Origin of the sequence: Marinobacter nauticus, from assembly GCF_003634635.1 — a bacterium.
In the GTDB taxonomy this organism is placed as follows: domain Bacteria; phylum Pseudomonadota; class Gammaproteobacteria; order Pseudomonadales; family Oleiphilaceae; genus Marinobacter; species Marinobacter nauticus.
On record NZ_RBJB01000004.1, the window covers coordinates 779,823 to 786,864 of the forward strand.

Below are 7,042 nucleotides of genomic sequence, written 5' to 3' on the forward strand. Positions count from 1 at the left end.
CTGTCCAGACCACGTTGGAGATAAGAGTGATTAAAGTAGGCATCGTCGGCGGAACCGGATACACGGGTGTAGAGCTGCTGAGAATTCTGGCTACCCACCCGGAAGCAGAGGTTATCTGCATCACCTCGCGATCGGAAGCGGGTATGCCCGTGGCTGATATGTATCCCAACCTGCGAGGCCATTATGAGCTTGAATTCTCCGAGCCTGACGCATCGGTGCTGGCGAGCTGTGATCTGGTGTTTTTTGCCACGCCGCATGGCGTTGCCATGCGCATGGTTCCGGAATTGATGGCCTCAGGTGTTCGCGTGGTCGACCTGTCGGCGGACTTCCGCCTGAAAGATCTTGATACTTGGGCAAACTGGTATGGCATGCCCCACGAGAGTGCCGACTGGGCCGAAAAAGCAGTGTACGGCTTGCCCGAGGTGGCGCGCGAGGCCATTCGTGACGCTCAGCTGGTGGCGAATCCAGGGTGTTATCCGACAGCTGTACAGCTGGGATTCCTGCCGTTGCTGGAACACGGTCTGGTCAATCCTGCAAGGCTGATAGCCGATGCCAAGTCCGGCGCCAGCGGTGCTGGCCGGCAGGGCAAGATTGGCATGCTCCACGGTGAAATAGGCGAGAGTTTCAAGGCCTATGGGGCGTCCGGGCATCGGCATTTGCCGGAGATCCGCCAGGGCCTGACGGCCGCCGCGGGCAAAGGTGTTGGTGTTACCTTTGTGCCGCATCTGATACCGATGATTCGCGGTATTGAAGCCACGCTCTATGCCGAGCTCGATAATCCTCAGGATTTTGACCGCCTTCAGGCACTGTATGAGGCGCGTTTTAAAAATGAGCCGTTCGTCGATGTCATGCCGTTCGGCAGTCATCCGGAGACCCGCAGTGTCCGTGGCGCCAATCACTGTCGGATGGCATTACACCGCCAGGAAGACAGCAACATCGTGATTGTGTCATCGGTGATCGACAATTTGGTGAAGGGCGCCGCCGGCCAGGCCGTTCAGAATATGAATATCATGTTCAGTCTGGATGAAACCATGGGCCTGAATGCTCCGGCTCTGCTGCCGTGAGGACGGGCCGTGAGTGATCCTCGAAAACCGGCGGATGAATACGTTGTTATCCGCCACCGGCCGGGTTACCGGTTACGTCGCAGCCTGATTCTGCTGGCATTCACCGTCATTGCGGCTGTGGCCGGATATGCCGCTGGGCTCGCCCAGGGCGGTTTCCGTTTCAGCTCGGCGGAAGCGTCTGCCGAGCAGCTGGTGGAGGAGGTGGAGAACCTGCGGGAGCAATACCGGGAGGCACGCCAGGGCTTGGTGAACCTCGAACGTGGGCGCGCCATCGACGAGCAGGCACTGCGGGAGGCGCGAAACACGATTGTCGGCCTGGAGACCCGCATCTCGGAGCTGGAGGCGGACCTTACCTTCTACCGCAATATCATGGCGCCTTCGGAAACCAGCAAGGGTCTGCAGGTGGACAGTTTTACGCTGAGCCCGGCCCGGGAGTCTGGCGCTTTCGATTTCAAAATGGTGCTGACTCAGGTTGGCAACAACAAGAGCTATATTTCAGGCCTGGTGGCCGTGAATGTCATCGGTCGTCTGGATGGCGAGAAAGAGGTCATTGCGCTGAGGGATCTGTCGGATGAGATTGATGATCTGGGCGTGAAATTCCGGTTCCGCTACTTCCAGGATGTGGAGGGCAGCCTGCGCCTGCCTGAGAGCTTTGAGCCCTATGAGATTCAGGTCGTTGCCCAGGCGGAGGGCCGCAAGGCATCCCAGGCTGAACGAACCTTTGATTGGAAAGATTTAACGGAGAATTGAAATGCTTGGCAAGAAAAAGCAGAAGCCCCGCCGTTCCCCCGGCCATTTTGACACCCTGATTTCCGGCAAGACCACCGTTGAGGGCGATGTTCATTTCTCCGGTGGCCTTCACGTAGATGGCACCATCAAGGGCCGGGTTGTCGCCGAAGAAGGCTCCGATGCGGTGGTACGTTTGTCAGAAGTGGGGGAAATCGTTGGCGACGTGGTGGCCCCCCACATCATCATCAATGGCAAGGTAAAGGGTGATGTGCATGCCTCTGCCCACCTCGAGCTGGCAGAAAAAGCGGTAGTCACCGGCAATGTGTATTACCAGCTGATTGAGATGGCCATGGGCGCCTCGGTCAACGGTAACCTGGTTCGCAAGGACGAGACCAGTGGCCTGCTGACCCATGAGCACCGACAGGCAGATGGTTCTCTTACAGGTGAAGATGAGGATAAGTCCGAATAGTTGATTGTTTTAGTCAGGAATACCATAATTTCCCGACAGCAATATCATGCCGGAGGCAGACTTTGAGTGTAGTTCAGCAACAGATGGCCACGCCGTTGTTTTTCACCGACAACGCCGTCGCGAAGGTGCGCGAGTTGATCGAGGAAGAAGAAAATCCCGATCTCAAGTTGCGCGTCTTTGTGACAGGCGGCGGCTGCTCCGGATTCCAGTACGGCTTTTCATTTGATGAAAGCCAGGAAGAGGATGACACCGTCATCGAGCGGGACGGCGTCAAGCTGCTGGTTGACTCCATGAGCTATCAGTATCTGGTAGGGGCTACTATCGATTATCAGGAAGGGCTTCAGGGTTCACAGTTTGTGGTTCAGAACCCCAATGCGAGTTCGACCTGCGGTTGCGGCAGCTCATTTTCCATCTGAATCAGGGCGGATAAATTGCGCCCAGTATTCTCTCGCCCGAAGCGCCGGTGACTTCGGGCACGTTGCCCGGTAACTGAAGGATGGTTTGTCGGGCCAGCCAGGCGAACGCCACCGGCTCTACCCATTGAGGGTCAAGACCAAGATCCGCCGTGGTGTGCAGTGCGGCGGACCCAAGGCCTACCTTGAGCTCTCTCATCAGTAATCGATTGAAGGTGCCACCACCACAGGCATACACGGCCATGTCCGCATTTTCCTGTGGTAACTGCTGGAGAATGGTGGTCACGGTCAGTTGCAGCAGGGTTCTCTGCACGTCCTCGGCGGGTATCTCGTCGAAACGCTGAAGATGCGTGCGCACCCAGTCGATGTTGAAACGCTCTTTGCCCGTACTCTTCGGAGCTGGTTTGCTGAAGTAGGCGTCTGACAGCATGCTGGCAAGCAGTTCGGAATGGGTCGCGCCCTCACTGGCCATGTGGCCGTCTTCATCAAAATGCCGACCGGTCTGGTCCAGGCACCAGGCGTCCAGCAGAGCATTGGCCGGGCCGGTATCGAAGCCGACGACCGGCTTTCTCGATCCGGCCGGCAGCCAGGTGATATTGGCGATACCTCCGAGATTCAGAATGCATCTATCCTGAGTGGGTGAGGCAAATAGCCAGCGATGAAAAGCGGGTACCAGGGGAGCGCCCTGTCCGCCGGCGGCGATGTCCCGACTTCGGAAATCGGCAACTGTGGTGATTCCCAGACGTTCGGATAGCCACGCGGCGTTGCCGATCTGAAGGGAAAAGGGGGCGTTTCCGGTTGGTTGGTGGCGAATGGTCTGGCCATGGCTGCCTGCGGCCCGGATCTTTTGAGGATCAACGCCGGACTTTTTAATCAGTTGGGCACCGGCTTCCGCAAAATGCTGGCCAACCAGGGAGTCCAGTTCACCCAGCTCATCCGGGTCTGCCTGGTTACGCGTTGCCAGCAGCAATCGCTGGCGCAGCGCGTCGGTATAGGGTAGTGAGAAGGTTTCGTGGACGGCCAGGCTGTCCGTGTCGAAAGACACCAGCACCGCATCAACTGCGTCCATGCTGGTGCCTGACATCAGGCCTAGCCAGTAGTCCATGCTCAGTTATCCGAGGCCAGCGCCAGCTGCTGATTGCTTTCGCGGAACACGTTGAACTGTGCCAGGCGCTGTTCAGTGAACTTCTGGAACCTGGCCATCTCGCTGTCCGGTACCGGCTTGGCGTCGGGGAGTTTGACTGTTCTGGAGTTTCTCGGCGCACCGTTGATCCGGAACTCATAATGCAGGTGGGGGCCAGTCACCATGCCGGATGAACCTACATAGCCAATGGTTTCTCCCTGCTTGACCCGGGTACCATTCTTGATGCCTTTGCCCAGACGGCTCATGTGAGCGTAGAGTGTTGTAATGTTGTCGCCATGCTGCAGCACTACAGTTCGGCCGTAGCCGCCTTTCCAACCGGCGAACTTCACCCGGCCGCTGCCGGCGGCCTTGATTGGGGTGCCCGGAGGTGCCGCATAATCGGTACCTTCGTGTGGACGAACCACATCGAGAACCGGATGGCGGCGTTGCAGGTTGAAGGGCGAAGAGACCCGGGCGTTGATCGGCACTCTCAGGAAGGCCTTGCGCATGCTCTTGCCATCGGGGGAATAGTAGTCGCTTTCTCCGTTGGCATCGGTATACAGCAGGGCAAGGTTGTCTTCACCCCGGTTGATAAAACGGGCAGAGAGAATCCGGCCGGTATCAAACTTTTCGCCATCAATATAAAGCTCTTCGTAAACCACTTCGAAGCTGTCGCCTTTTCTGACATCGTATACAAAGTCGATGTCCCAGCCGAAAATGCCGGCCAGTTCCATCGTCAGGCGATCATTCAGGCCGGCGTCTCTGGCTGAGAGGTATAAAGACCCGTCGATAACGCCTGCGGCGAATGCCGGTCTGGCTTCAGGTTCGCGAACGACGGTCTCACCAAGAAAGCCATCTTCCGTGCGCGCGATTTTGAGGGACTCCAACAAAGAGCGTTGGAGTTCAATCGCAACCAGTTCGCCCTCGGAGTTCACGCCGAACCGGATATCCTCGCCGGCATAAAGGCGTTGGAGCTTGTCGGCCTCGCCGTCACCGTGAATCACCGAAAGCATCAGGCCGTCGTTAAATCCGGCTTTCCGGAACAACGTGGAGAGCGTATCGCCAGATTTGATGGTGAATTCCTGCCACTGAATATCAGGCTCGGGTGCAACGTCTGCCTGAGCTGTCATTGGTTGGCTTTGGCTTTCAGTTGTTTGGCTTGTTGTCTCATCCTCCGGAGCGGCGGCTTGGGTGCTGGCTTCCTGTGAGGATGCCCCGGAAATCAGGCCCTGCTCCAGGTCGACGGTGTAGCTCATCCGCTTGGCTTCAACGTCTGCGCTTGGGCTCATCAGGACAGCAGCAGAGACGATCACCGTGGCGGCTGCCGCCAGGGTAATGTGTGTTTTGGGGAATGTTTTCAGCACGTGGCTCACCCGTTTTAATCGGTAATCCAGTAATTTGTACCGGCTTATTAAAGCGCCAGGTCAAGTATAGACCAACAGAGTACCGCATATAACAGAATTGCGACAGTGTCCAACATTACAGTCGAGCGGCTGTACTGGTCGTACAAACTGCGCTGCCGCTGCTATAATCCCGGGCTTTTCATGCTCTAACTGGTCGTTTTCTGAGCATTTCTACTGTACCAAGGGTGCCGGTAACTCACAGATTTCTTTTGTAGACCTCTGTAACCGGCTCCCGCTTTATTGTCACAGACGGGGTGAGGGGTTCATGGCATCAATAGATGAAGCGCTGGCGATTATCAAACGGGGTATTGATGAGCTGATTCCAGAGGAAGACCTGGTTGAAAAGCTGAAAGAAGGTCGGCCGCTGCGAGTGAAGGCCGGCTTCGACCCAACCGCACCAGACCTGCACCTCGGCCACACGGTTCTTATAAACAAACTGCGTCAGTTCCAGGACCTTGGGCACGAAGTTATTTTCCTGATTGGTGACTTTACCGGCATGATCGGTGACCCCACAGGAAAGAGTGCTACCCGGCCTCCGCTTACTGAAGATCAGGTGCGCGACAATGCGATTACCTATAAAGAGCAGGTGTTCAAGATTCTGGATCGGGAAAAAACCCGGGTTGTCTTCAACTCCGAGTGGATGAGCAAGATGACAGCGGCGGATATGATTCGCCTGGCCGGGCAATATACGGTTGCCCGTATGCTTGAGCGCGATGACTTTACCAAGCGCTATCGTTCCGAGCAGCCAATCGCTATTCATGAATTCCTCTATCCTCTGGTGCAGGGCTACGACTCAGTGGCGCTGGAAGCTGATATTGAGTTGGGTGGCACTGATCAGAAGTTCAATCTTCTGATGGGGCGGATTTTGCAAAAGCATTACGGCCAGAAACCGCAGGCCATCCTGACCGTCCCTATCCTTGAGGGGCTGGATGGTGTCCAGAAGATGTCCAAGTCTCTCGGTAACTATGTGGGGGTCAGCGACTCCCCGGGGGAGATGTATACCAAGCTGCTTTCCATGCCAGATGAGTTGCTGTGGCGTTACTTCGAGTTGCTCAGTTTCCGGCCGATGGCTGAGATCGAGCAATTCAAAGCCGCGGTTGCCGGCGGCGAAAACCCTCAGGACTATAAGAAGGTGCTCGCTGAAGAGTTGATTACCCGCTTCCATGATGAGGAGGCCGCAAAGACGGCTCATAAGTCGGCGGGTAATCGGGTTGCTCTCGGTGAGATTCCGGACAACGTACCGGTCGTGGAGGTTTCGCTGGAAGGTCAGGGTGAGATTCCGATGCCTGCGGTTCTGCGTCTTGCTGGTCTGGTGAAGAACGGTGCTGCGGCGCGTGACGTGCTTGGGCGTGGAGCGGTTTATGTGGATGGCCAGCAGTTTGAGGGGCAGCGCATGTTCGTAGCAGGGGATGAGTGTGTCATCCAGGCGGGTAAAAAGAAGATTGCCCGGGTGATAATTGTCGAGTGATTTTCGTGGCGTTTTGGCCAATCTGAATTTTTTTCAGATTGGCCGTTGACTCCTCGGCTGAGGTCTGTAGAATGCGCATCTCGCTTGAGGGGCAGGCCACTGAAAAGAGGCAAAGCCTGAGCGATAACTGCTTGAAAGCGCTGAAGAAAATGTTTCATAAAAACTTCAGAAAGCGGTTGACAGGAAGGCGGTTCAGTGTAGAATGCGCACCTCGAAACAGGCAGTAAGCCGGAGAGTTTTTCGGCGGTTTTCGGAAGCGAAAACAGCGAAAAATAAACGGTTGACAGGGCAGCGGAACGATGTAGAATACGCGGCCTTGATTGAGCAACAGCTCAAACGCTCTTTAAAAAGTTAACCAAGTAATTCGTGTGGG

General features: G+C 56.1%; 7 protein-coding genes. 5 read left to right on the forward strand and 2 right to left on the reverse strand.

Features of this window, described 5'->3' with window-relative positions:
• Positions 1–26: 26 nt before the first annotated feature.
• From argC to erpA, 4 genes are all read left to right on the forward strand, one after another.
• A complete protein-coding gene (argC, locus tag C7436_RS14925; RefSeq protein WP_121208305.1) occupies positions 27–1,064 on the forward strand; it encodes an N-acetyl-gamma-glutamyl-phosphate reductase in 1,038 nt (345 codons plus the stop codon).
• A 9-nt stretch (positions 1,065–1,073) separates the two neighbouring features.
• Complete coding sequence (locus C7436_RS14930; RefSeq protein ID WP_011784222.1) at positions 1,074–1,814, forward strand: DUF6776 family protein; 741 nt, start codon at positions 1,074–1,076, stop codon at positions 1,812–1,814.
• Between the two features lies 1 nt (position 1,815).
• Positions 1,816–2,262 (forward strand): bactofilin family protein, encoded by a 447-nt coding sequence (locus C7436_RS14935; RefSeq protein WP_121208306.1) that lies wholly within the window; start codon positions 1,816–1,818, stop codon positions 2,260–2,262.
• 83 nt (positions 2,263–2,345) lie between these two features.
• Positions 2,346–2,678, forward strand: coding sequence for an iron-sulfur cluster insertion protein ErpA (erpA, locus tag C7436_RS14940; protein WP_011784224.1), 333 nt, complete (start codon positions 2,346–2,348; stop codon positions 2,676–2,678).
• A 1-nt stretch (position 2,679) separates the two neighbouring features.
• On the opposite strand, the gene C7436_RS14945 is transcribed toward erpA, so the two are convergent.
• Together C7436_RS14945 and C7436_RS14950 are read right to left on the reverse strand one after the other, a co-directional pair.
• Complete coding sequence (locus tag C7436_RS14945; RefSeq protein WP_121208307.1) at positions 2,680–3,780, reverse strand: anhydro-N-acetylmuramic acid kinase; 1,101 nt, start codon at positions 3,778–3,780, stop codon at positions 2,680–2,682.
• 2 nt (positions 3,781–3,782) lie between these two features.
• A complete protein-coding gene (locus C7436_RS14950) occupies positions 3,783–5,162 on the reverse strand; it encodes an OapA family protein (RefSeq protein WP_121208308.1) in 1,380 nt (459 codons plus the stop codon).
• A gap of 304 nt (positions 5,163–5,466) precedes the next feature.
• On the opposite strand from C7436_RS14950, the gene tyrS reads away from it, so the two are divergent.
• Entirely contained in the window at positions 5,467–6,669 is a 1,203-nt protein-coding gene (gene tyrS / locus C7436_RS14955; protein ID WP_113880559.1) for a tyrosine--tRNA ligase, read from the forward strand.
• The last annotated feature ends 373 nt before the right edge of the window (positions 6,670–7,042 follow it).

Bases quoted from the DNA above. Each gene is read 5' to 3' on its own strand.
- C7436_RS14935 (WP_121208306.1), top strand. From the start codon at position 1,816: ATGCTTGGCAAGAAAAAGCAGAAGCCCCGCCGTTCCCCCGGCCATTTT.
- erpA (WP_011784224.1), top strand. From the start codon at position 2,346: ATGGCCACGCCGTTGTTTTTCACCGACAACGCCGTCGCGAAGGTGCGC.
- C7436_RS14945 (WP_121208307.1), bottom strand. From the start codon at position 3,780: ATGGACTACTGGCTAGGCCTGATGTCAGGCACCAGCATGGACGCAGTT.
- tyrS (WP_113880559.1), top strand. From the start codon at position 5,467: ATGGCATCAATAGATGAAGCGCTGGCGATTATCAAACGGGGTATTGAT.